Raw genomic sequence first — 25,197 nt, 5'->3', positions numbered from 1 at the left:
AATAATCAATTCTTTTACACCTAAACCTGAATTTATAGTAGAAATGATAAAGAATCTTCCTTTACTAGACTTGGCTATTATTGTCATGTATCTGGTTGCCATGGTTTTGGTAGGTATTTATTTTTCCAGAAAGAATAACAGCTCAGACCAATTTACAAAAGCATCAGGATTGATACCCGGTTGGGCCATTGGTTTATCTATTTATGCTACTTTTTTAAGTAGCAATACCTTTTTAGGAGTACCGGGAAAAGCCTTTGGAGCCAACTGGAATGCTTTTGTCTTTAGCATATCAATGCCATTAGCGGCTTGGGTGGCTGCTAAATATTTTGTTCCGTTTTACCGCAGTACAGGCGAAGTTTCTGCTTATACCAATTTAGAAAAACGTTTTGGTGCATGGGCAAGAACCTATGCTGTTGTTTGTTTTTTACTTACCCAATTAGCCAGAATGGGTTCTATCTTCTTCGGGATTTCTTTAACCCTGCAAGCCTTAACGGGCTATAGCATGGAAACCATCATGCTGGTAACAGGTATTTGTATCATCATTTACACTGTTATGGGCGGTATTGAAGCTGTTATCTGGACAGAAGTTGTGCAAGGTATTTTGAAAACTTTGGGTGCTGTATTAATAGTTTACCTTATTGTTGTTGATATGCCGGGCGGAGTTTCTAAGATTATAGAAATAGGCCAGCAGGATGATAAATTTAGTTTAGGCAGCTTATCCTTAGATTTTACCCAAGCAACATTTTGGGTGGTACTTTTATATGGCTTCTTTATCAACCTTAACAATTTTGGTATGGATCAAAATTATGTACAAAGGTATCATACTGCATCCTCAGAGAAAGAAGCTGCAAAGTCTGTATGGTTATGTGTTTGGATATATGTACCCGCATCTTTAATGTTTTTCATTATAGGAACTTGCTTATACGCTTATTATCAAGTTAATCCTCAGCTGATTGAAGCCATAAAACTACAAGCAGCAACAGAAAGATTGGGCTTAAATGCCAGTTTCTTAGATATTAAAAATTTAGCAGCTACTTTACAACCAGCAGATTATGGTGATAAAGTGATGCCCCACTTTATGGTTACCATGATACCTACAGGCTTAATTGGTTTAATCGTATCGGCCATATTATCCGCAGCGATGAGTACCATCAGTTCTGGAATGAATGCATCGGCAACTGTATTCTCAGAAGATATTTATAAAAGATATTTCAAGGCAAACATCAGCGAAAAGCAAAATATGAGATTACTACATATAGCTACCGTGATTTTTGGCTTGCTTGGGATGATATGTGGTATAGCCATGATAGGTGTAAAAAGTATTTTGGATATCTGGTGGCAGTTATCGGGCATATTTGCAGGAGGGATGCTGGGCTTATTTTTATTAGGTATCATCAGTAAAAAATCTGGTAATATGGAAGCTTTTGCCGCTACTATCGTGGGTATTTTGGTTATCATTTGGTTATCACTATCTAACCTTATTCCTGTTGATTATGCTTATCTGAAAAATCCGCTACACGCCAATATGACTATTGTTGTAGGCACTTTAACCATTTACCTAACGGGTGCTTTTATCACTCGGTTAAAATCTAAAAACATCTAAATAATCATTTAACATAAAAAGAATATGAATAAATCAGAAAAAGGCTTTATCCCGGTAATGCTTACCCCTTTTAAAGATAACGGAGCTATAGATTTTGATGGATTAAGCAAGCTTACCGAGTTATATGTGGAAGCTGGTTCGGCAGGTTTATTTGCCAATTGTTTATCAAGTGAAATGTTTGAACTTTCTGAGGCAGAGCGATTAGCAATTGTAAAACATGTTGTAGATGTTGCAGCGGGTGCGGTACCAGTGGTAGCTACCGGAACTTTTGGAGGGCCAATTCAAAAACAAGCTGATTTTGTTAAAAAGATATATGCTACAGGTGTAGATGCCGTTATCGGAATTACAGGCTTAATTGCCAGTGAACAAGAAAGTGATATTGTTTTTAATGACCGCGTAGCAGATTTATTAGCTCAAACTGATGATATTCCACTAGGTTTTTACGAATGTCCTGTTCCTTATAAAAGACTCATTAGTCCGCAACAATTGGGTGATTTGGTAAAAACAGGCAGGGTAACTTACCATAAAGATACTTGTTTAGACATTACACAAATTAAGGCCAAACTAGCTGCAACACAAGGTGCTGATTTTGGTTTATACGATGCTTATATGGCACATGCAGTAGCGTCTTTAAAAGCAGGTTCGGCAGGTTTGTCTTGTATTCAGGGTAATTTCTTTCCAGAGCTTATTGTTTGGCTTTGTAAGAATTATAACAATGAAGCTTTACAACAAGAAGTTGTGCAAGTACAAGCATTTTTCATTAAACAAATGGATGTGATGCATAATGTTTATCCAACCATTTCTAAATATTACTTACAAAAGAGAGGTTTAGATATTTCTACTTTCACAAGAAGGCAAAATATAGGTGTTTTTAACGAGCAAGTGAAGGCCAATATTTATCAGTTAGCGGTTGATTATGATGCCTTAGTATCTGAATTAGAGATTAAACCAGTATTTGTTTAAGAAATATTATCCTGATAATCCATAAATCTCAATAAATAAAGAAGAATGAATACAGAGAAACGAGTTTACTTGGTAAGCAGTGGCGATTTACGTTTATCAGCAAACCAAAGTTGCTGGGCAGCACAGGCAGCCATGGAAAAAGAGTTAGAGCAAGCCATTAATGCAGCAGGCTGGCAACTGGTAAGAGCACATGCTTATGATGAAGTAAAGCAGCATGGTTTTATAGATTCGCAAAGAATGGGGATAGAGGTATTTAAGAAAATACCTAAAAATGTTCCTTTAATTGTTGCAGAAAGTGTTTGGCAATATACGCACCATGTTTTAGCAGGTTTAACCACGCATGAAGGTCCTATTTTAACGCTAGCCAATTGGAGCGGACAATGGCCAGGTTTAGTGGGGATGTTAAACCTAAATGGTTCTTTAACCAAAGCAGGCGTGGTATATAGCAGTTTATGGAGCGAAGATTTTAAAGATGATTTTTTTAGAAATGGCCTAAAAGAATGGTTTGATACCGGTAAAGTTACGCATGATTTAAGTCATGTAAAGTCATTCAAATCTGTTCAAATTCCAGAAAACGATTTGGCTTTTGGTAAAGCATTTGGCAAGCGTTTAAAAGATAATAAAGCCATCATGGGAGTTTTTGATGAAGGCTGTATGGGGATGTTTAATGCTATTGTTCCTGATGATTTGCTTCATGAAACTGGGATTTTTAAAGAGCGTTTAAGTCAATCGGCTCTGTATGCTAAAATGTTGGAAGTTAAAGACCAAGAAGCTGAGGCTGTACTTAACTGGTTACTTAATAAAGGGATGAAGTTTAATTGGGGAGCTCAGGGTGAAACAGAGCTAACCAAAGAACAAACCCTAGAGCAGTGCAAAATGTACATCGCAGCTGTAAGAATAGCGGCTGAATTTGGTTGCGATACCATTGGTATACAATATCAACAAGGTTTAAAAGATTTAACAGTTGCTAGTGATTTGGTAGAAGGTTTATTAAATAACCAAGATAGGCCACCTGTTTTCTCTGAAAACGGAAAAGAACTATTCGCAGGGGAAGCTTTACCTCATTTTAATGAAGTTGATGAATGTGCCGGTATTGATGCTTTGGTGACTTACCATTTATGGAAAGAGCTAGGCATGCCCGGAGAAAACACTTTACATGATTTACGTTGGGGGCAACATTATACCGGAAATGGCATAGATGATTTTGTATGGTTATTTTTAATATCAGGTGCAGCACCACCAGCGCATTTTATTGGTGGTTACGAAGGCGCTTCTAGCGATAGACAACCGGCTATGTATTTTAGATTGGGCGGAGGAAGCTTAAAAGGCATCAGCAAACCCGGCGATTTAGTTTGGAGTAGGGTTTATGTAATGGATAATGCTTTGCATTGCGATTTAGGCGTTGGTAAAGCGGTTCTATTACCAGAAGAAGAAACACAAAGACGCTGGCAAGAAACCACGCCGCAATGGCCCATTATGCATGCTACTTTATCAGGCGTAAGCCGTAACCAGATGATGGCTAAACATCAAGCAAACCATATTCAGGTGGTTTACACAACAGATGAAGCTTCGGCACACCAAGCTTGTCGTATTAAAGCAGCTGCTTTAACAGAAATGGGTATACAAGTACATTTCTGTGGCGATGTAGCAGGTTTAAAATAGTTTTAGTTTTATGTTGTTTTTAGCAGAGTCTAAAGGTAATAAATGCTTAGACTCTGCTAATATTGACATACTTATCAATATTTAAAAAATTAGGCATTCACACAAGGCTTTCCGGCCTCTTGACCAGCCATGTCAAGTTACTTTTATTTCAAAGTATTAGTTTTATGTTTTGGCCTTCATGAAAGCTTTGCATGTTTCCGCAAAAAGTAACCAAGCCCGAGCTAAGCGAACACATGAAAGCCTTTAAAAAAACAATAAGCTAATTGAATAAACTCTCCGCTAAGCCGCTTGCTTCTAAAGATTCTGCTAGGGCTAATATTGTAGATACCGCAACCGCCAAGGCGGAATACTTAAAAATGTTATTTCACGTCAATCTATGTGGAATTTTTAACTTGTTATTTAGGAATTATACCTCTGCTTGACAAGAAATACTCGTAGTACAAAATTTCCTTTCTATGGAATAAACTTCACCACAGGAGGGAACTCAATATCAATATTTAGGCTTTCAATATATTTTTCCTGAGGCAAATCATCATAACTTAAATACCTGTATTGTGAAATAAAAACTTCTTTAGGTTTTATAGTAAAGGCAGCATTTACCATTGGCGAGAAGCTAAAATAAGGCATGGTAGGGTGTAATCTAATAGGTTGTGGGTAAGCTAAATTCTGCGGAAAAGCAAAAACGGTTAAACCAGCTGTTTTTCCATTCAGTAATCCAAACGCCGATACATATTTAGCCGCTTTAGCATTAGCTGTAGCAACATCATCGCCATTATTGGTTTTAATTTGCCACTTGTTTTGGTAATGCAGACTATCATCTATATTCCAGTGTTTAGACGCCCTAAAAGCCATTCCGCCGTAATGATATTTATTAACAAATAGCGTGTCTTTAGTTATATTTTCTAATTCAGATACGATATCAAATAAGAACTTCTTTTGAAAAGAATATACCCTAACGGTCCAAATTTCATCTAAAACAGCTCCATATTTTAAGCTATAATGTTGATGTTTTACTTTAAAACTGCTAAAAACCGGGCCTTCTTCAATAGCCAAAACTTCCGTATGTTTTACATTAGCCAATTTGCTGTGTTGGTTCCAGAAATCATGCTTTTCGCCTTTAAAAGTGGTATTGGTTAAAGCCATCATAATACCATGTTGGTGCATATGTCCTTTAGGGAAATCATCAGTTAAAACACTTCCATTGGGGCTGTATAGTGGATGAATAAAACCGCTTCTAGCATAATAATCAGGAAAGCCTTTAGGCGGATAAACCGTTTGTATATGGTAATTAAAAAGTTTTTTATCTGCTATTTTAACCTCAATTTTTTCTGCATTTTTAGATAGCTTAACTAAGTTTTTAGATGTTTTTGAGTTTTTAACTTCAGTAATTTTATAAACAGCTGTAGATTTTGCTGCCAATTCATCAGGCAATATAAAAGTATATAGATTATCTTTTTTTTGTTGTATGATGGCCTTTTTACCAGTTCTGAGATTCTCTAATTGATAATTTTTTTGATTGTAAGATATAGGTAGCGCTAAAGTAATGATGCTTTGTTTTCTAGGATAATCACCTGCTTCAACTTTAATTTGTGTTTGTTGTGCAAATGTTGGTAGTGTAAAAAAGAGCAATGCTAAAAGCCTAAAGAGCTTAATTTGTGTTTTCATGATGATTTTTTGTTAATCATCAAATTAAGTAGAATTTATTGTAAAAAAGAAAATGGATGTTTAAGTCTGTATTAAAACCAGCTGAAACATCCATTTTTTTATGTTTAGGTTAATTAGAAACCAAAACCAATAGCTATACCGGTTCTTATACCAAATCCATCTATACCACCGCTAATTTCGGGTTCGCCGCTACCATCTTCTGCTTTAAATTTACCAGAGTTGTAACTAGGTCCAAAGAATAAATCTAAGGTGAAACCACTTTTATAAACCCATTGTCTACCAATTACAGCACCACCACCAAAAGATGAGTAAGTACCTTTACTAAACTCGTCTTGAACACTATAGTTTTGGTAACGTAAGAAAGGGCCTAAATACAAGCCATTTAATGCATTGGCTTTAGGATAATATCTTAGTTCTGGTGTAGTAGAGAAACCAGAAAATTTAGTTTCTTCAAGCTTTAATCCAGTGTAAGCAACACCTAATTGTAAAGATAAGTTGTCACTCATTTTGCGCTCGTAAAATACAGAACCAATTCTGAAAAGGGCGCTTAATGGGTTTAACTTAACAGTGTTGTTTACTTCTTGTGCAGAAATTTTTGATGTTAGGACTCCTACAAGTACTAATGTTGATAGTAAGATTTTTTTCATTTTATAATTATTGATTGCTGTTAAGACGAGTAAAACAAACAAAGTGTTACAAATAATTAAATAACTAATTAAAACAACGAGCTTTTTTAGACTGTCACGAGGCTAATATCCTACAATAGCTGGAGAACTTGATACAAATAATAAAGCTCCCACCATTTTATTTTTGTATAAACCTAAAACTTGCCTTTATAAGAAGGTCAAGAAATAAGACGAGTCAAATAATATGCGTAAAATAACCAGCCTCATTCTTGTATTTCTGAGTTTACAGGTGTGTGCACAGTCTTTACTAGATATTCAAGGACTCAAAGTTAATGATGCTAAACAGCCAGCAGGTATAAGTCCTAGGCAGCTATTTTTTAGTTGGAAATTATTAGCTCAACAAAGAAATACCATTCAAATATCCTATCATATTTTAGTTGCCGATGAATTAACCCATCTGAATGAAAATAAAGCTAATGTTTGGGATTCTGGCGAGCAATTAAGCTCAACATCTATCCAAATAAAATATAAAGGCAAAGCTTTACAAGCGGCAACAACTTATTACTGGAAAGTTTTAGTAAAAGATAATCATGGGAATATTGCAACAAGCAAAACCGCAAGTTTTCATACCGGATTACCCCATAAAGAAGATTGGAAGGGTGCCAAGTGGATAGCTTATGAGCGTTTAACTGATTCTTTAGTAGATGTTTTACCCTTAGATAATAAAAAGGATAAGCATTTTGGAAGTAATGTTTTGCCTTTACTGAGGAAAGATTTTAAGGTTAAAAAGCAACTAGCATCGGCAATGCTTTATATCAGCGGTTTAGGGCATTTTGAAGCAAGCATTAATGGTAACAAACAAGGCAATCATTTTTTAGATGCTGGTTGGGTAAAATACAATGAGGAAGCACTATACGTTACTTTTGATGTTAGCAAAGCCCTAAAAACAGGTAAAAATACCCTTGGTGTGATGTTGGGTAATGGTTTTTACTATGTACCACCAGTTAAAGGCCGGTTTAGAAAGCTTAAAACAGCCTTCGGATACCCTAAAATGATGTGTCGTTTGGTACTAAAATATCATGACGGTACAGAAGAAAATATTATTAGCGATGAAAAATGGCAAACCAGCCCAGGTCCAATCACTTTTTCAAGTATTTATGGTGGCGAAGATTATGATGCCCGTTTAGAACAAAAAGGCTGGGACAGTCCGCAGTTTAAAGCTGATAAAAAGTGGAAAAATGTTTTAATTGTAGATGGCCCTCCGCAAGTAAAACCTCAGTTGGCAGAACCTTTAAGTGTTTTTGAGAATTTTGATGCCAAACTCCTTCATCAATTAAACAATAAAGAATGGGTGTATGATTTAGGCCAGAATGCCTCAGGTATCATCAATATAAAAGTTCAAGGAAAAAGAGGTGATACCGTTAGAATTTACCCTTCAGAATTATTAAAAGATTTAAAAGCTAACCAAAAACCAACTGGCAGTCCTTTTTATTTCGAGTATGTCTTAAATGGCGATGGTGTGGAAGAATGGCAACCTCGTTTTACCTATTACGGTTTTAGATATTTACAAGTTAAAGGTGCTGCACCTCAAGCTACAAATACTTCTTTACCTCAAATTATAGCCTTAAAAGGTCTACATGTAAGAAATTCTGCAGCTAGAGTTGGAAATTTTACATCATCAAATACTTTGTTTAATCAAACCAACACTTTAATAGATTGGGCTATAAAGAGCAATATGATGAGCGTTTTTACTGATTGCCCACACCGCGAAAAATTAGGCTGGTTAGAGCAATCTCACCTCATGATTTCTTCTGTTATGTACAATTATGATGTTGCTACTTTAGCCTCAAAAGTGGTTGATGATATCATTTCATCACAATTAGAAGATGGTTTAATCCCAGAAATAGCTCCAGAATATGTGAAATTTACTTGGGGTGGCGATATGTTTAGAGACTCGCCAGAGTGGGGTAGTACAGGCATTATTTTACCTTGGTATTTATATAAATGGTATGGCAATACACAAGTTTTAGAAAAGGCTTATCCAAGCATGCAACGTTACATTACTTACCTAAAAAGCAAAGCAGATGGGCATATTTTAAAGCAAGGTTTAGGAGATTGGTATGATATAGGTCTAGAGCGACCAGGCGTATCACAGCAAACCCCAAAAGGCCTAACTGGTACAGCTATTTACTATTACGATTTAAATATCTTACAACAAATAGCCCTTTTATTGGGTAAACCCGATGATGCTAAGCAATATCAAGAACTAGCCAAAGAAGTAAAAATAGCTTTTAACAAAACCTTCTTTAGTCAAGAAAATAAGCAATATGCTACAGGTAGTCAAGCAGCAAATGCCATGGCTTTATACATGAATTTGGTAGAAGAACCCAACCGAGCAGCAGTTTTAGAAAATTTAATTCAGGATATCCGTAAAAGGAATAATGCTTTAACAGCCGGAGATATTGGCTACCGCTATGTCTTAAGAGTGCTTGAAGAAGCTGGCCGTTCTGATGTTATTTTTGATATGAACAGCCGTTCTGATGTGCCGGGCTATGGTTACCAGATAGCAAAGGGAGCTACAGCTTTAACAGAAAGCTGGCAAGCTTTGCCAGATGTTTCTAACAATCATTTTATGCTTGGCCATTTAATGGAATGGTTTTATAGTGGTTTGGCTGGAATAAGGCAAGAAGAAGAATCTGTTGCTTTTAATAAGATAAAGATTTATCCCGTTGTAGTTGGCGATGTTACATCAGCGGAAGCTGTGTATGATTCTTCTTATGGTTTAATCAAATCATCGTGGAAAAAGAATCCTCAAAATTTCCAATTGCATATAGAAATTCCTGCAAATACAACAGCCCTAGTTTATCTGCCGAAAGGCAAAACAAATAAAATTTTTGACGCTGGAAAGGATATCTCAACCGATGAAAATATTATTAATCAAGGTGTTGAGGGTAATCGTGTAGTTTTAAAAGTAGGTTCAGGAAGCTATCAATTTACTATCGAATGAGAAGAATAAGTCTGTTTATCACCACCATAATTTTTGCTATCAATGCGCTTAAAGCACAAGATAAAAGTGTTTCAAAGGCAGAAATGCAAGCCATTTATGAAGCAGTAAAAACCCCATACAAATATGGTTTGGTGCTCACTACAGCGTCTAAAGAGAAAAAAATAGATTGCCCAACCATTTATCGTAAAGCAGGTAAGTGGTACATGACTTATTTGGTTTTTGATGGTACAGGTTATGAAACTTGGTTGGCTAGCAGCACCAATCTTTTGCAATGGCAAACTTTGGGTAAGCAGCTTTCTTTTAGTGATGATAACCGTTGGGATGCACACCAGAAAGCGGGTTATAATGCTTTAGTTGATACCAAATGGGGTGGTAATTATAAACTACACCGTTTCAAGGGTAAATATTGGATGTCTTATTTCGGAGGAAACAGCAAAGGCTATGAGCCTGAGCCTTTGTCAATCGGGATGGCTTATACTTCTAAAAACCCAAGCAAAGCACATGAATGGGAAAGATTAACAAAGCCAGTTTTAAGCTCATCTGATGCCGATGTACGCTGGTGGGAAAACCGTAATAAGTTATTTAAAAGCTCGGTTATTGAAGATGAAAAGCTTTTAACCGGACATCGTTTTGTGATGTATTACAACGCAGTTGGAGATTCTTTAGTAAATAACAAGAAAACCCGTTGGTACGAGCGTATTGGGATGGCTGTTTCTGACGATATGGTTAATTGGAAGCGTTTTCAGAAAAATCCGGTAGTTCATCATCCGGTAGGAATTACCGGAGATGGTGTTATTCAAAAAATGGGAGATACTTACGTGATGTTCTATTTCGGGGCATTTTGGCAAGATAGAAACGGTGCTTTTAACCGTTTTGCAGCTTCTAAAGATTTAGTGAACTGGACAGATTGGGAAGGCGAAAATCTAATACAATCATCAGAACCTTACGACGAATTATATGCCCATAAATCTTGGGTTTTAAAGTATAAAGGCATTGTTTATCATTTCTATTGTGCTGTTAATAAAGCTGGTGATAGGGGTATAGCCGTGGCCACATCCAAAGATTTAGGGAAAAGTAATATCAATTTTAAAGCCGATTAATCCATCATCATGAAGAAACTCTGGAGCCTTATTTTTATTCTTAGTTTATACACTCAGGTTTTTGCACAGCCTCGTACACAAATAAATTTCAATTACGATTGGAAGTTTAAGCTAGGCGATGAGCCAGAAGCAAAAAATATAGCTTTTAATGATGATGCTTGGCGTAAATTAAACTTGCCTCATGATTGGAGCATCGAGGCTGATTTTGCTAAAGAGCACCCGGCAACTAACCAAGGCGGTGCTTTACCGGGCGGTATTGCTTGGTATCGTAAAACGTTTAAAACACCAGCTAATACCCAGAATAAATCAGTTTCTATACAATTTGATGGTGTTTATCAATACAGCGAAGTTTGGATAAATGGCGTGTTTTTAGGAAAAAGACCAAACGGCTATATCTCTTTTCAGTATGATATTACGCCGCATTTAAAGCCAGCAAATCAAGAAAATATCATCGCCGTAAGGGTAAACAATAGCGAGCAGCCAAACTCTAGATGGTACAGTGGCTCGGGCATTTACAGAAATGTAAAATTGCTGATTACTAACCCAATAGCTATTGCGCAACATGGTGTTTTTGTAACCACACCACAAGTTTCTGCCAAAGAAGCTACGCTAAAACATCAGCTACAGCTAGAAAATATCAGTACTTTAAAATCACCGCTAGAAGTAGAAGTAAAAGTTTTAAATGCAAAAGGCAAACTGGTTGCTCGTAACATTCAAACGGTACCGGCTAATCAATTAAGTGGAATCATCACACAAAATCTAAATGTTAAAAATCCTGCTTTATGGTCGCCACAAGAGCCTAACCTGTATCAGGTCATCACCAAAGTATATCAAAACAAAGTATTGGTAGACGAGCTAAAGACCAGCACCGGAATTAGAAGTTTTAGGTTTGATGTTAAGAACGGTTTTTACTTAAATGATGTGCCTACAAAAATTCTAGGAGTTTGTCTGCATCATGATTTAGGTGCTATAGGCGCTACTGTAAATGTTAGAGCTATGGAAAGGCAATTAGAAATGCTGAAAGCCATGGGCACTAACGCTATAAGAACAGCGCACAACCCACCAGCACCAGAGTTTTTAGATTTATGCGATAAAATGGGCTTCTTGGTGATGGATGAAGCTTTTGATATGTGGAAGAAACGCAAAAACAAGTTTGATTATCACCGAGATTTTGAAGAATGGCATGAACGTGATTTAGCCGATTTAGTAAAAAGAGACCGCAACCATCCATCGGTTTTTATGTGGAGCATTGGTAACGAGATTAGAGAACAATTTGATAGTACCGGAACTAAAATAGCAGCCAACCTGAGTAAAATTGTAAAACTGCATGACAATACCCGGCCAGTTACCACCGCTTTAACAGAGACAGAGCCTGCAAAAAACTTCATCTGGAAAAGCAATGCTTTAGATGTTTTAGGCTTCAACTATAAATATTTTGATTATGATAGTTTACCAAAACGTTTTAGCGATATTCCTTTAATTGCTGCAGAAACAACATCGGCATTACAAACCCGTGGGGTTTATGATTTAGCCGATACCTTACGTTTATGGCCAGCAAGCTCTAAAGATAAATTTGTAGTAAATGGCAACCCAGATTATACCGTAACCGCTTATGATAATGTTGCTGCTTATTGGGGTACCAGTCATGAAAAAGCTTGGAAAGCGGTAAAAGACAGAAACTTCATGTCGGGCATTTTTGTGTGGACAGGTTTTGATTATTTGGGCGAACCCGTTCCTTATGATTTCCCTGCCAGAAGCTCTTATTATGGTATTATAGATCTAGCAGGTTTTCCTAAAGATGTATATTACATGTACCAAAGCGAGTGGACAAACAAGCCCGTTTTACATCTTTTACCGCATTGGAATTGGCAAGCTGGCAAGGTGGTTGATGTTTGGGCTTATTATAACCAAGCTGATGAGGTTGAACTATTTTTGAATGGTAAATCCTTAGGTAAAAAAGCCAAAACTACTGATGAATTGCATGTTTCGTGGAAAGTTCCTTTTGAGGCAGGTACATTAAAAGCCATCTCTTATCTAAATGGTAAAGTTGTTTTAGAGAAAGAGATTCGTACTGCTGGCGCTCCACACCATATTGTTTTAAATGTAGATAGAAATAAGCTTAACGCTGATGGAAACGACTTGGCTTTTGTTACCGCAACATTGGTAGACGAGGCAGGTACAATCATCCCAGATGCAGATAATCTTATCAAATTTACCATTAGTGGTGCAGGGCAAATTGCAGGAACAGATAACGGTTATCAGGCCGATTTAAGCTCACTAAGTAAACCTAATCGTAAACTTTGGAAAGGTAAAGCTTTAGCCATTGTAAAAGCTAGTCAGCATGCCGGTAATATAGTTTTAACTGCTGAGGCGGATGGATTTAAACCGGTAAGCATCAATATCAAAACTAAATAAGATGATAAAAACGAAATTTATAGCAGCTTTTGCAGTATTCATCCTTCATCATCATTTTATTGCTGCTACAGAAATTTTTGTATCCCCGAAAGGGAATAACCAAAATAAAGGAACAAAAGAGCAGCCTTTAGCTAGTTTAGATGCCGCTTTAAGACAAGCCCGAGAATTAAGACGATTAAAAAATCCGGCTATAAAAGACGGTATTACCATTTACCTAGAAGGCGGAGTTTACCAGTTAGAGCAGCCGGTTTTTATCAGACCAGAAGATTCTGGAACGGCGCAATCGCCAACCATTATCAAATCTTTAGGTAAAGAACAAGCTATTTTAAGTGGCGGTATCAATATCCAAAACTGGAAAAAAGTAACAAGTAAAATAGCAGGCTTGCCAGCAATAGCGCAAGGAAATGTTTATGTGGCTGATGTGCCTATCATGGCTGATAATGTGATAGATTTTAGGCAGTTATGGGTAGGGGGCGAGAAAGCTACCAGAGCAAAAAGTACCCCAGATGTTAAAATGGATAGAATTTTAGCTTGGAATAAAGCCACAGAAAGCTGCACCATAGAAATTCCAAAATCGGGTTTAAAATATGCTCCTGGAATGGAAATGTTCATCCACCAATGGTGGGCAATAGCTGTTCTTAGAATTAAAAGTATACAAACAAAAGGCAATCAAGCCGAGTTGTTTTTTTACCAACCAGAAAGTAAAATACAATCAGAACACCCTTGGCCAGCCCCTTGGATTTCTAAAGAAACCGGAAACTCGGCATATTACCTCAGTAATGCTTTAGCGTTTTTAGATGAACCCGGCGAATGGTTTTTAGATAAAGCCAACAGAAAAATTTATTACTGGCCAAAAGCAAATCAGCAGCTTAACAAAACCGAAGTTATAGCACCCGTTCTAGAAAATTTAGTACAAATAAAAGGTACAGCAGAGCAGCCTGTAAGTCATGTAAAGTTTAATAACGTTGCTTTCCAATACAGCAATTGGTTACGTCCGTCGCAACAAGGGCATGTGCCATTGCAAGCTGGCTTGTTTCTTTTGGATGCCTATAAATTAAAAATCCCTGGAACGTCAGACAAAGCAGGTCTAGAAAACCAAGCTTGGGTAGGCCGACCAAAAGCAGCCGTAGAAGCAGCTTATACAACAGCAACTAGTTTTCAAAATTGCCGTTTTCAATACCTTTCTTCTACCGGTTTAGACTACCAGAGAGGCAATTTGCAAGATACTATCAATGGCAATTTATTTAAAGATATTGGTGGCTCGGCCATTTTAGCCGGTGTTTTTTCTGATGAAGCTATGGAAGCCCATTTGCCTTATCAGCCTAAAGATGAGAGAGAGCTAACCCAAAATTTACAAATTACCAATAACCTCATTACCAATGTAACTCATGAAGATTGGGGTTGTGTAGGTATTGGAGCTGGTTTTGTGAAAGGAATTAACATCGCTTACAATGACATAAATGAGGTTTCTTATACTGGAATCTCCGTAGGTTGGGGTTGGACAAAAACCATCAACGCCATGAGCAATAATCGCATACATGCTAATAAAATACATCATTATGCTAAACATTTGTATGATGTTGCTGGGGTTTATACTTTATCGGCCCAGCCAGGTTCTAGCATCACAAAAAATGTGGTTGATAGTATTTACAAAGCACCTTATGCCCATTTACCAGAGCATTGGTTTTATTTCTATACTGATGAAGGAACGAGCTATTTTACCGTAAAAGACAATTGGTGTCAGGCAGAGAAATTCCTGCAAAACGCCAACGGTCCTAATAACATATGGACAAATAATGGCCCTATGGTTAAAACAGAAATTAAGCAGGCGGCTGGCTTACAAAAATCATATCAACACCTTTTAAAAGAGCAAGTTGCAGCAGATAAACGTTGGGAAATTAATTTTTATAACGATGCTAAAAAGTAGTTTTTTTAAGTACATAAGCCTTGTTTTTTCCTTTTGGATGATGGTACAAGTTTACGCTTGCCAATCTCCAAAGCAAAAGCCTGATGTACAAAAGCCAGCTATCATAGAAATGCTTTATCAGGATACTAGCGAGGCGACTATCAATCAGCTAAAAGCTTTATTGAAAGAAGATGAGCATCTTTTTAGATGGAAAACGCATTTTGTAGTTTATGGAAAAGGCCTTGATTCCGCTTTGGACGATAGCTTAAAAATGAGATTTCCCGAAGCAGAACTTAAACAATATGATGATTTGTTTTATGAGTTTAACCGTTCTTATTGTACCGATACGACTACAGCTAGGGATTGGGAACACATCCTGTTAACAGCCAATTTAGTAGCCGATACTACTTTACAAAACGAATATTTAAAATATCATGCTACACAGTTTAAAGAGTGGCCAGAGGTTTCAAAAGGCTTTTGTAATGCCAGTTTCCAACAATTGCTTTTGTTTAAAAACGGCAGACAATTGATGTTGGTCATCAGCATCCCGAAAGGAAAAACTTTAGACGAGTTAAACCCAAAAACTACACAAAATAACCCTAGGGTAAACGAGTGGAACAAGCTCATGAGTAAATATCAAGAAGGAATAGCCGGAACCACAAAAGGAGAAACATGGGTGTTTTTTAATAGTATAAAGTAGAAAGTATAAAGTAAAAAGACCCTAAAATCCAATCAATAAATTAACCACCTAACTCCCGATAGCTATCGGGACTAACCAACTAAAAAAAACCAACAAACTAGACAATGTTAAAACTAGGAATATTAGGACTGGGTGAAGGAAGAAGCACCATATCAGCAGCTTTAAATAGCAAAAAGTGGCAGTTAAAAACCATGTGCGATTTAAGCGAGGAAGCTTGCAAACAAAGAGCTAAAGAGTTTGATTTTCATCATTACACTACCAGTTATCAGGAAATGTTAAATGATGCGGAGATAGATGCCGTTGCTATTTATACGCCTGATAAATTACATGCAGGACATGTGAAAATGGCACTTAAGCATGGTAAGCATGTTATCTGTACCAAACCATTTATTGATGATTTGGCTGATGCTAAAGAGCTTTTAGAATTAAGTAAGCAAAGCGGCAAGAAAGTATTTGTTGGACAAAGTTCTCGTTTTTTCGAGCCTGCTAAAAGACAAAGAAAAGATTTTGAAGCAGGCTTAATTGGAGATTTAATTACCATAGAAGCGCAATACCATGCAGACCATAGGTGGTTTTTAGAAAAGCCTTGGGCTTTAGAATCATCTTTTAAATGGTTGTACGGAGGTTTAAGTCACCCGGTAGATTTTATACGTTGGTATTTACCCAACATAGAAGAAGTGATGGGCTATGGTATGTTAAGCGAGAATGGTAAAAAAGGTGGCTTAAAAAATGAAGACACCATGCACTTCATCTTTAAAGCTACAGATGGGCGAATTGCCAGAGTAAGTGGTGCCTATACCGGCCCTACGCAACCTGCACAAAGAGATAGCGGGATGAGTACCATTTTAAGAGGGACAGAAGGAGCCAGCCAGGCAGATTACCACGAATTACGCTATGCCGTAACCGATAAAACAGGAGAAGAAAAAATAATCATTTGGGGCGATAGTACCTTAAAATATTACTTTCGTTTTGAAGGGCAAAGTCACCATGCGGGCGAGTATCAAAACTATTTAGAATACTTTGCTGATAGCATAGAGCAAAACTTCACAGCTTACCCAGATATGCAAGAGGGGATAGGAACCGTAGCTTTATTACAAGCCATGGATAAATCCTTAAAAACAGGTACGCCAATTAAAATAAAAGATATTTTAGATACCTATGGTCTTGTACTTTAGGATTTAAACGATTACATACAATAGGTCTGGAAATAAAAAAGATCTCGTTAATAAATATAAAGCTATAATAAACAATCAAAAATGGGCAATATCATAGAGCGTTTAACCTTATTGGATTACGCTATCGTTATCGTTTACCTTGTTATTTTAATGGTTATCGGTTATAGAGCTAGTTTTTCTAAAAATAAAACAGATGAAGATGAAACACTTTTTCTAGCTCAGAAATCTTTAAAATGGCCAAGTATTGGGTTTAATATGTGGGGTACAAACGTAGGGCCTTCTATGTTATTAGCCTTTGCTAGTATTGGTTATAGCACCGGTATTGTAGCCGTAAATTTTGATTGGTATGCTTTTGTATTTCTATTTTTACTGGCTGTGGTATTTGCCCCCAAATATTTGGCTGCTAAGGTTAGTACCATGCCCGAGTTTATGGGAAACCGTTACGGATCATCTACCCAAAATATATTGGCTTGGTATGCACTTATAAAAATTTTAATCTCATGGCTTTCTCTAGGTTTATTTGCCGGAGGCTTTCTAGTAAGACAAATTTTAGGCATCCCCATGTGGCAATCTGTTATCGTTTTGGTATTGTTTGCGGGGCTTTTTGCTTTTATGGGAGGTTTAAAAGCCATTGCTAAAGTAAACGTTTTTCAAATGATTTTACTGATAGGCGTTTCTCTTACCCTAGCCATTTTGGGCATTATAAAAGTTGGCGGTATTAAGGAAGTTTATCATGCAGTACCTGGCCATTATTGGAATTTAGTACAACCAGCAAGTGATCCTAAATATCCTTGGTATGCAATTTTATTAGGTTATCCGGTAGCGGCAATTGCTTTTTTCTGTACAGATCAGGCCATGGTTCAATCTGTTTTAGGAGCAAAAAGTTTAGAGCAGGGGCAATTGGGGGTAAATTTTATTGGCTGGCTAAAAATCTTATCCTTACCCTTATTTATCCTTACGGGGATACTTTGTTATATTTTATTTCCGGGTTTAAAAGATCCTAATGAAGCTTACATGACCATGGTTACCAACCTTTTCCCTCCGGGGATGAATGGTTTGGTGATTGTTGTTTTAATAGCAGTTTTGGTAGGTACTATTGGCTCTTCGTTAAACTCATTAAGTACCGTTTTTACGATGGATGTTTATGCCAAGAAAATCAACACCAATGCCAGCACAAAAGAGCTCATTAAAATGGGAAGAATAACCGTAATTTTTGGTTGTGTGCTTGCCGTTGCGGTAGCTTTAGCTATAGATAGTATTAAAGGTTTAAATCTTTTTGATGTATTTCAATCGGTATTAGGTTTTATAGCCCCGCCATTATCTGTGGTTTTTTTACTTACTGTGTTTTGGAAAAGAACCACTCGCTTAGCTGTAAATCTAACGCTATCCGCAGGATCTATTTTTAGTTTAGGCGTTGGGGTGTGTTATCTATGGATTTTCCCATCAGACCAATACCAATTCTGGCCACATTATCTGATGTTGTCTTTCTACACTTTTGTCATTTTATTACTTGCTGCAATCTTTACATCATTGTTAGATAGAAATCCTGTAGCTTATAATGCCAGCTTGGTTGATGTCTCCGCAGGAGAGATTACTTCTAAAAAGGTAAAAATAGCTTGGGTTTTATTGATGGTGGTGATGGTGACTTTGTACATTGTTTTTAATGGGCATTAATCAGTTACGATTTGTGAGTTATCAGTTCTGGATGTAAAGTTTTCTGTTTTTTAATTTTGAATTTTTCCTTTTGAATTTTTTATTCAGTTTCTAGTTTTGGATGGAGATTTTATTTAGTGATGGATTGATTTTCGATGGATTGATTAAAGCTTTCAGCCTTCTGCTTTCAGCCTTTTGCTCAGAAGATTGATTGATTTTTGAATGAGAGAACGATTGATTTTGAATAAGTTATATTTCCCTGTTTTTACTTTTGAATTTTTACTTTTGAATTTTGAATAAGTTATATTTCCTTGTTTTTCTTTTTGAATTTTGAATTTTACCTTTTGAATTTTCTTTAAATTTTTTCTTTTGAATTTAAAATCAACCACAGAGTACACAAAGCTGGGTGGAGACTTATAAGCTCTCTGTGAACCTTGAGCCCTTCGTGGGTTAAAATAATTATAAGCTTCCAGTATGAAGAATCGATAAAATAAAAGAAGAAAAACTAATTTCTGTATGATGATTTAAAACCTTTTACATTAAGCTTTAAGGCATTCCGCTTTCCACCTTCTCCGTACCATGTTCGAGACTTGTTCGGGGAACAGCCCCATTTTTCCGAAGATGTCTGGGAGAAGCTACGAAGAAGCTACGAAGGAAATATGGAGAAAACGTGGATAAAAGGTGGGGTATAGGTGGGCTATACGTGGACTTGTGTTAATAAATTTTCTTGATGATACAGATTGTTGTAGAAAAGGTTAAACAAACATAGTAAATATAACAGTAATTAAAACAAAAAAGGTGGAAATATAAAGCTTTAGTATAAACCAGATATTCTATATTTTTGACTTGCAATAAATATTTACTTATTTAGAGTTAAAATCTACTTTATGAAAAATACCTATGGAATTGGATGTAATTGTGTTTTTTTATACAAGAAACTTAGACTACCATAAGCCTCAACAATAGTTATTTATTTAAGCCTCATTTAAAGTAATTGCTTTAGCAAAAATTTAATAAGAATAATAAGTGTTTAAATATTTGATATGATTAAGAATGAAATCATACTTTATCAATCTGGAGAATTGGCAGAACATATTGAAGTGAGACTTAAACAGGAAACGGTTTGGTTAAATAGAACTCAATTAACTACCTTATTTGGTAGGGATGTAAAAACCATTGGAAAGCACATAAATAATGTTTTCTCTGAAGGTGAACTTATAAAAGATTCAACTGTCGCAAATTTTGCGACAGTTCAAAGAGAAGGAGGAAGAGAAATTGAAAGACAAATCGAGTATTACAATCTATCTTAAATATAATGCTTGAGCAATTAAAAAAGATTCAATAAGCATCAACAGATTAATAAAAAAGCTTTATCAACCACGTAGAATTGATAGAAAAACCATCTAATCTTTGACTTTCAATAAATATTTACTTATTTAGAGTTAAATTCTACTTCATGAAAAATACCTATGGAATTGGATGTAATTATACGCTATAAAAAATAATAATAACATTGATGACTTGCGCATATATCACTGTTTTATGTTGTATTTGTGCAACTTTATGGGATATATATACTAGTTAGGTGTAATGCTACTGAAACGAAAAATAAACTTCAAATTATAGAATTACCGACTTACTTTAATTTAGTTTATAATGACAAAAAGCAAATTTAATTTCACGAAGACCGAGATAACAGTTGGCATTTTATTAATTATAATAAGTTTGTCTGTTTTTTCAAGATATATCGAAAATGAAACCTTACTAGGCTTAATATCTTTGATAGTTGGGATTGGAATGCTATATGTTGGAATCTTTGACAAGTTTACCGATGACGCGACCCTTACTAACTTTAGAATGATAGTTTTTGGAATCTTAGGTATTTTACTTGGTTTGACCTCAATATTCAGTTTGATTTTTTGAATTTGAAATCGACCGACAAATACACTTTTAATTTCTAAACATAATGAATGACCGAACTAAATAACAGCACTACACCTAACAACAGGTTTAAAAAATTGCGGGCGACGTGGTTTTACTTCCTTCATCTGTTTTCATTAAGTTTGTACTGGCAGACGAATTTCTTGCAATTAATTCCGCAAATTCTTAAACCTGTCAAACGTTAGGGGTAAGCTTAAAAAGACAAACTAGAATACTTTAAGAGACATGAGAGAATTTTTCAAGAAAAAGGCGTCTGCGACTTACGACTTCGTTCTGATTCTCTTTTGTGTTGTTTGGGGAGCGTTTTTTATTTGGACTCAGACACCAACCTTTTTTGTCTTTAGTGTTCCTTTCTTTTTATTTGTGACTTATCGACTTGTAAGAATATTTAAGAAATGGAGAAGGTGAGCAGCGATCTCAGAGGATGCTTAAAAAAGCCTACCGCTAACACCAGCATCAAGTGAAGTGCTTCTAAATCCGCCCATCTCAAATCTGTAAACCGTTCGATAATAACCCCAACAAACACTTGCCTATTACGATAAAATTAACAGTGAATTGCTAAAAGCAAAGCCTAAAGAAGATTTGTAGTGTTTATTTAGATAGTAATTAATCAACCTCACCACACCCAAAAAACAAAAAAGCCAAATCCTCAAAGATTTGGCTTTTCTCTATCTCAAAAACGATTTTTAAACATTAAATCTGAAGTGCATAATATCACCATCTTCAACTATATAAGTTTTACCCTCAACACCCAATTTACCTGCTTCTTTACAAGCATTTTCAGAACCTAAAGTCACAAAGTCTTGGTATTTAATCACCTCGGCTCTAATAAAGCCTTTTTCAAAATCGCTATGGATAACGCCAGCAGCTTGTGGGGCTGTAAAGCCTTGCGTAATTGTCCAAGCTCTAACTTCTTGTACACCAGCTGTAAAATAAGTTGATAAATTTAATAAGCGGTAAGCCGCTCTAATCAATTTAGCCACGCCAGATTCTGTTAACCCTAAATCAGCCAAGAACATTTGGCGCTCTTCATAATCTTCTAGCTCCGCAATTTCAGATTCTATCTTAGCAGAAATAATCAAAACCTCAGCATTTTCATCTTTCACAGATTCTTTTACCAGGTCTACATATTTATTTCCTGTATTAACAGAGGCTTCGTCAACATTACAAACATATAACACTGGTTTAACGGTTAACAAGCTTAAGTCTTCAATAAACTCAAAATCCTCAATAGTGATAGGAGCGGTACGGGCAGATTTTCCAGCCTCTAAATGAGATTTTACTACAGATAATATCTCAAAAGTTTTTTTAGCATCTTTATCTGTACCTGTTTTAGCAGTTTTTTCAACTTTTTGAATACGCTTAGTTACCGTTTCTAAATCTTTTAACTGTAACTCGGTATCAATAATTTCTTTATCTCTGATAGGGTCTACAGAACCATCTACGTGAATCACATTACCATCATCAAAACAACGTAAAACGTGGATAATAGCATTAGTAGCTCTGATATTTCCTAGAAATTGATTTCCTAAGCCTTCGCCTTGTGAAGCACCTTTTACCAAACCAGCGATATCAACAATTTCAATAGTATTAGGAACAACTTTTTGAGGCTTTACCAGTTCGGCTAGTTTAGTTAATCTTTCATCTGGGACGGTAATTACACCAACATTGGGTTCAATCGTACAAAAAGGAAAGTTTGCCGCTTGCGCTTTAGCATTAGACAAACAATTAAATAGGGTAGACTTGCCTACGTTGGGTAAACCAACTATTCCGCACTGTAGTGCCATATTTCTTTATATTATGATTTGTGTTTTTTGATGCTCATCTTAGTTTTATCAAGAAACCAAGATTAAAATTTGCGCAAAGATAATAGTTTAAGTATAAAACTTTGGTTTATGTTAAGCTTCCTTTTTAAAGAAAATCATTTATATTCATAAAAATTTAAATTTTACTAAACATGGAAGAAAACAACTACTTAGAAAGTCAAGAAAATCAAAATCAAGAACAGCCCCAAACATTGGTTTTTAACCTCTCTATAGAAGAATTATTATTAGAAACAGCTAAATGGGGTAAATTTTTAGCCATCGTAGGCTTTGTGTTTACAGGTCTTATTGTTTTAGTGGGCTTAGCACTTTCTTTTTTCGGAACCGAAATGTTACCAAACTCTCCGTTGGGTGCAATAGGAGGTACAACCTTAGGTGTTATTTATCTTTTAATGGGACTAGTTTATTATTTCCCTTCTAAATATTTGTATGATTTTGCCGTTTACATAAAACAAGCAATCCAAATTAAAGATCAAGAATCTATGGATTATGCTTTTTCCAGATTAAAATCTGTTTATAAGTTTTGGGGCATTTTAGTGATTATTCTCTTAGTTATTTATGCTATTATTTTCCTGTTTGGTATTGCATCGGCTATTTTCATGAGTATGGGGTCTTAATTATAAATACTAAGCTTTAAATATTTCTATTTCATATGCGTTTTTACTTCTTTATTCTCTTTGCTCTACTCTCTTGTTCTGTATTTAGTCAGCCTTTAAACAATAACTTAGGTATTATACCCGCACCACAAGAGGTGGTACCTAAAGAAGGGTTTTTTATTCTTACCCCACAAACGGCTATTCTTTATCAGCAAGATACAGACAGAAAAATTGCCGAGTTATTTAGAGATTTAGTAAAACAGCATAGTGGTTTTGAGTTGGTGGTAGCCAAAAATTTTATTCAAGCACCAGAACGTTTAATCAGCTTCGTTAATGATGCTTCTCAGCAAAATCCAGAAGCTTATGAAATCAACATCAGCGAAAAGCAAATTACCATAAGTGGACAAGCGCAAGGGCTTTTCTATGCCATGCAAAGTTTAGCACAATTGTATCAGTTAAATAAAAATAACCTCAATATTCCGCAAGCTATCATTAAAGACCAACCAAGGTTTCAGTATCGTGGTTTGCATTTAGATGTAGGAAGACATTTTTATCCGCTAGATTTTATCAAAAAGTATATCGATATCATGGCGATGTATAAGCTCAATAACTTTCATTGGCATTTAACAGAAGACCAAGGTTGGCGTTTAGAAATTAAAAAATATCCAAAATTAACTGAAATAGGAGCTTATAGGGCACAAACTTTAATTGGTAATTTTCATGACCGTATGCCACAGTGGTTTGATAATAAGCCTTACGGCGGATTTTATACACAAGAAGAAGCCAAAGAGATTGTTGCCTATGCAGCGTCAAAATACATTAATGTTATTCCAGAGATAGAATTACCAGGCCATGCTGTTGCTGCATTAGCATCGTACCCAGAGTTTGCTTGTGGCGATACTCCTGGTCCATTTAAAGTAGAAGAAAAATGGGGCGTTTTCCCTGATATTTTTTGTGCAGGTAAAGAAGAAACTTTTCATTTTTTAGAAGATATCCTTACCGAGGTAATGGCAATTTTTCCATCATCCTATATCCATATAGGTGGCGATGAAGCACCTAAAACACGTTGGAAAACATGTACTTATTGCCAAAAACGTATCAAAGCTAAAAAGCTTAAAAACGAAGAAGAGCTACAATCTTACTTTATCCAGCGAATAGAAAAATTTGTAAATAAAAATGGTAGAAAAATTATAGGTTGGGATGAAATTTTAGAAGGTGGTTTAGCACCAAATGCTACGGTAATGTCTTGGCGAGGAGAAAAAGGTGGTATTGCAGCCGCACAGCAAAACCACGATGTGATTATGACACCTAGCTCAAACGGTTTATATTTAGATCATGTTCAAGGTCGCTCAGACCAAGAACCGCTCTCTATTGGTGGCGATGGTAGGATAGAGCTGCTTTATCAATACAATCCTACACCTGCGGTTTTAACAGTAGCACAACAAAAATATATCAAAGGTGTACAGGCCAATATGTGGACAGAATATATGCCTACCACACAAAAGGTAGAGTATATGCTTTTTCCTAGGGTTATGGCTTTAGCAGAAGTAGCATGGACAAATACTTCCCAAAAAGATTATCAAAACTTTGCTAACCAGCGTTTGCCATTGCATTTGGGATTGTTAGATCAAACATCAACCCTGTACAGAGTGCCTACAGCTATTGGTGCTAAAGATACCACGCTAAATATACAAACGAGTTATACATTTACATGGAAACCTTCTGTAAAAGATGCTGTTATATACTATACATTAGATGGGAGAATACCTGATGCAACTTGTTCAGTTTATCAAGGAAATTTAGAAGTTACCGTAAAAGAGGGAGAGCGTATTCCGGTAAAATCTATCGTGATAACGCCTTCTGGCAAACGTAGTGCTGTGGTTACCACGTGGTTGGTTAATCGTAAAGCTTTAGAGGCTGTTAAAGATACACCTGCCGTTTCTGGTAGTTTAAAATACCATTATGTACCGGGTAAATTTACCAGCGTTTTAGAAATTGATACCAATTTGGCCACCAAAAGAGGTTTAGTTAATCAGCTAACCTTAAGTAAAATAAGTGGCAAAGAAAGAAGTTACGGTTTGGTATTTACCGGATACATCAAAGTAAATGAAGATGCAACTTTTGAGTTTTCTTTGTTAAGCGATGATGGCGCTAGGTTATATATTGATGATGAATTGATTGTAGAGAATGATGGTAAGCATGCTCGCTATGAGCGATCTGCTGGGGTTTGGTTAAGACCAGGTCTACATAAAATTAAATTAGCTTATTTTGATGATGGTTTAGGTTCGGCCTTGAAATTATCTGTTAAAGGTACCGATGGAAAGAAAATAGAATTGCCTTCTGTGATGATGTTTAATTAGTT

The 25,197-nt window shown here is 36.0% G+C and carries 16 protein-coding genes; 13 read left to right on the top strand and 3 right to left on the bottom strand.

Translation table 11 applies throughout. The features are described from left to right. Positions 1–43 precede the first annotated feature (43 nt). Genes GJJ64_RS05780 through GJJ64_RS05770 form a run of 3 tightly spaced genes read left to right on the top strand, consistent with a single transcriptional unit; the run spans position 44 to position 4,228 of the window. On the top strand, positions 44–1,603 hold the full coding sequence (locus GJJ64_RS05780; RefSeq protein ID WP_154286757.1) for a sodium:solute symporter: 1,560 nt from the start codon (positions 44–46) through the stop codon (positions 1,601–1,603). Between the two features lie 24 nt (positions 1,604–1,627). After that, positions 1,628–2,566: a dihydrodipicolinate synthase family protein gene (locus GJJ64_RS05775; protein WP_154286756.1), complete on the top strand. Its 939-nt coding sequence runs from the start codon at positions 1,628–1,630 to the stop codon at positions 2,564–2,566. Between the two features lie 45 nt (positions 2,567–2,611). Further along, positions 2,612–4,228 carry a fucose isomerase gene (locus tag GJJ64_RS05770; protein WP_154286755.1) on the top strand — a complete coding sequence of 539 codons (1,617 nt, stop codon included), beginning with the start codon at positions 2,612–2,614 and terminating at the stop codon, positions 4,226–4,228. 453 nt (positions 4,229–4,681) lie between these two features. On the opposite strand, the gene GJJ64_RS05765 is transcribed toward GJJ64_RS05770, so the two are convergent. Further along, positions 4,682–5,893, bottom strand: a complete 1,212-nt coding sequence (locus GJJ64_RS05765) for a DUF6807 domain-containing protein (RefSeq protein WP_154286754.1) — start codon at positions 5,891–5,893, stop codon at positions 4,682–4,684. A gap of 113 nt (positions 5,894–6,006) precedes the next feature. Next, positions 6,007–6,540 (bottom strand): DUF3575 domain-containing protein, encoded by a 534-nt coding sequence (locus GJJ64_RS05760; protein ID WP_154286753.1) that lies wholly within the window; start codon positions 6,538–6,540, stop codon positions 6,007–6,009. 223 nt (positions 6,541–6,763) lie between these two features. Here GJJ64_RS05760 and GJJ64_RS05755 point away from each other — a divergent pair, with 223 nt between their 5' ends. From GJJ64_RS05755 to GJJ64_RS05720, 8 genes are all read left to right on the top strand, one after another. Continuing rightward, complete coding sequence (locus GJJ64_RS05755) at positions 6,764–9,526, top strand: alpha-L-rhamnosidase (RefSeq protein WP_154286752.1); 2,763 nt, start codon at positions 6,764–6,766, stop codon at positions 9,524–9,526. Further along, complete coding sequence (locus GJJ64_RS05750) at positions 9,523–10,626, top strand: glycoside hydrolase family protein (RefSeq protein WP_154286751.1); 1,104 nt, start codon at positions 9,523–9,525, stop codon at positions 10,624–10,626. Before GJJ64_RS05755 ends, GJJ64_RS05750 begins: the two co-directional genes overlap by 4 nt. A 9-nt stretch (positions 10,627–10,635) precedes the next feature. Continuing rightward, positions 10,636–13,041, top strand: coding sequence for a glycoside hydrolase family 2 TIM barrel-domain containing protein (locus tag GJJ64_RS05745; RefSeq protein ID WP_154286750.1), 2,406 nt, complete (start codon positions 10,636–10,638; stop codon positions 13,039–13,041). 1 nt (position 13,042) lies between these two features. Beyond that, complete coding sequence (locus tag GJJ64_RS05740) at positions 13,043–14,968, top strand: right-handed parallel beta-helix repeat-containing protein (protein ID WP_154286749.1); 1,926 nt, start codon at positions 13,043–13,045, stop codon at positions 14,966–14,968. A 37-nt stretch (positions 14,969–15,005) separates the two neighbouring features. Beyond that, positions 15,006–15,647: an L-rhamnose mutarotase gene (locus GJJ64_RS05735; RefSeq protein WP_229655468.1), complete on the top strand. Its 642-nt coding sequence runs from the start codon at positions 15,006–15,008 to the stop codon at positions 15,645–15,647. A 104-nt stretch (positions 15,648–15,751) separates the two neighbouring features. Then, positions 15,752–16,822, top strand: coding sequence for a Gfo/Idh/MocA family protein (locus tag GJJ64_RS05730; RefSeq protein WP_154286747.1), 1,071 nt, complete (start codon positions 15,752–15,754; stop codon positions 16,820–16,822). 81 nt (positions 16,823–16,903) lie between these two features. Further along, complete coding sequence (locus GJJ64_RS05725) at positions 16,904–18,496, top strand: sodium:solute symporter family transporter (RefSeq protein WP_154286746.1); 1,593 nt, start codon at positions 16,904–16,906, stop codon at positions 18,494–18,496. A 1,022-nt stretch (positions 18,497–19,518) separates the two neighbouring features. Then, positions 19,519–19,785: a hypothetical protein gene (locus tag GJJ64_RS05720; RefSeq protein WP_229655467.1), complete on the top strand. Its 267-nt coding sequence runs from the start codon at positions 19,519–19,521 to the stop codon at positions 19,783–19,785. A gap of 1,317 nt (positions 19,786–21,102) precedes the next feature. On the opposite strand, the gene ychF is transcribed toward GJJ64_RS05720, so the two are convergent. Further along, complete coding sequence (ychF, locus tag GJJ64_RS05715; protein ID WP_154286745.1) at positions 21,103–22,203, bottom strand: redox-regulated ATPase YchF; 1,101 nt, start codon at positions 22,201–22,203, stop codon at positions 21,103–21,105. Between the two features lie 170 nt (positions 22,204–22,373). Here ychF and GJJ64_RS05710 point away from each other — a divergent pair, with 170 nt between their 5' ends. Both GJJ64_RS05710 and GJJ64_RS05705 read left to right on the top strand, forming a co-directional pair. Further along, a complete protein-coding gene (locus tag GJJ64_RS05710; RefSeq protein WP_154286744.1) occupies positions 22,374–22,856 on the top strand; it encodes a DUF5362 family protein in 483 nt (160 codons plus the stop codon). A 35-nt stretch (positions 22,857–22,891) separates the two neighbouring features. Further along, positions 22,892–25,195, top strand: a complete 2,304-nt coding sequence (locus GJJ64_RS05705) for a family 20 glycosylhydrolase (RefSeq protein ID WP_154286743.1) — start codon at positions 22,892–22,894, stop codon at positions 25,193–25,195. Positions 25,196–25,197 lie beyond the last annotated feature (2 nt).

Source organism: Pedobacter puniceum (assembly GCF_009674685.1).
In the GTDB taxonomy this organism is placed as follows: domain Bacteria; phylum Bacteroidota; class Bacteroidia; order Sphingobacteriales; family Sphingobacteriaceae; genus Pseudopedobacter; species Pseudopedobacter puniceum.
Note: the sequence above shows the minus strand (reverse complement) of the source record. Positions and strands in the feature narration are given on the sequence as shown.